Genomic DNA, 1497 nt, shown 5'->3' with positions numbered 1-1497 from the left:
GAAAAAGTTTTAATATTGATAAAATCTTGGTTTTGATATGCTGATGCATAAAACCATTCTTGTGTTGTAAAATCCATCATTTGACCTCTGTTACAATAACCTTAACGCCTCGACTTTTACCATAGTCAATAGCTCTATGAATTTGTTGCCATTGTACTTTATTAGTTGTGGCAGGTACAGCTAAACGAATTTCTCTACTGCTAATATCTGTACTTAATACAGTACTTCCTCTTAAATCATGTCGTGTAAAATTCGCTGCCGCATCAATATTATTTTTTAATGTATTAAAAATTTGTTTTGGATTAGCTATCTTGGCAGGGGTGGTGGTATCTAATGTTTTAACACTAACTGCTTTTTTTGTCACTGGGTCGTAATAATCAAATGTTTTAAAATTGGGCGGTAGCCGCGAACCAGCAGAAAGCTCTTTACCCACAAAATCTTCCCAAGGCATACCTTGTTTCTGAATTCCTTTACCCCACTCAATTCCGGTTTCTGCTTTAGTAACTGGTTTAGTAATACTTTTTCCAGCCCCTTTGGCTATTTCTTTAATTTTAGTAGCGTATTTTGATTTTGCCAAAGTACTTACTACTTTTGCTGCTGTTCCTGTTACTAAATAACCTCCTGTTAATGAACCGCCTACTTTACCTGACAAATAACCTTCCATTTTTCCTGCTAGTCCAGGATTTGTCTGCAAAGCATAAGCGTATAATTCTTCCCATTCTTTTACTGATACTTCTATTGAGTTGAATACTGCATTCGGATCACTAATGACTCCGTATATACCTTTTGCTGTATCTACTGGATGTCTTACTGCATTTGCTGTGCCTTCAATGGCTTCTACTGCACCATCTGCAAATCCTTTGATTGAGCCGCGGCTTTTATTGGTAATATAGTCTGTTAGTTGTTTGCTCGTCCAGTTGTACTTTGTAGCCAGTTCCAACTCTCGTTTGGATTCTTCTTCACGCAATATATCTAAATTATTATTCTCTGCTGCATTCTGCCCAACCACACCGGCTATCTGCGCATTAACCAATGAACCACCCGTTAGCCCACCTGATACGGTGGCCACTGCTGATGATAGGTCTCTGATGCTGGCTTTGACGCTTTCCGGTAAGCGGTTCGGGTCTATCTCGCCGGTTCTCGGGTCTATGGCTTCGGGATACTGATCTTTGGGCAGTTGTTTAATCAGGTATTGCGCAGCCAGTTCGGCGGCACTGGCGCCTACTGCTCCGGCGGCGGCATTACCACCGTTTACGCTGGCACTGATGGCGCCTAGGAGCGCATGGGCTACCAGTTGGGCAGCCTGATTCTGGTTGTCGCCATGACCGAATTGTTTGCCGATAAGTTCTGCGGCATACGGTGCGAGGGCGTTGGTAGCCGCTTGCAGGTTGGTTTGGCCACCAAGGATGCCGGTGACGGCACTGGTGACGGCGTTCAGGGCTCGGCTCTTGCCGCCGCCGATACCCCATGATTGGGCTTGTTCGTCTGCTGTGCGGT

At 44.1% G+C, this 1497-nt stretch carries 1 protein-coding gene; it reads right to left on the bottom strand.

The window, feature by feature from the left end; translation table 11 throughout:
* Positions 1-76 precede the first annotated feature (76 nt).
* Positions 77-1497, bottom strand: a 1421-nt coding sequence (locus tag J6578_RS10260; RefSeq protein ID WP_287954612.1) for an endonuclease toxin domain-containing protein, incomplete at its 5' end; no start/stop codon positions are given.

Source organism: Snodgrassella sp., assembly GCF_024103505.1.
Classification (GTDB): Bacteria; Pseudomonadota; Gammaproteobacteria; order Burkholderiales; family Neisseriaceae; genus Snodgrassella; species Snodgrassella communis.
This window is presented reverse-complemented; position numbering and strand designations above follow the sequence as displayed.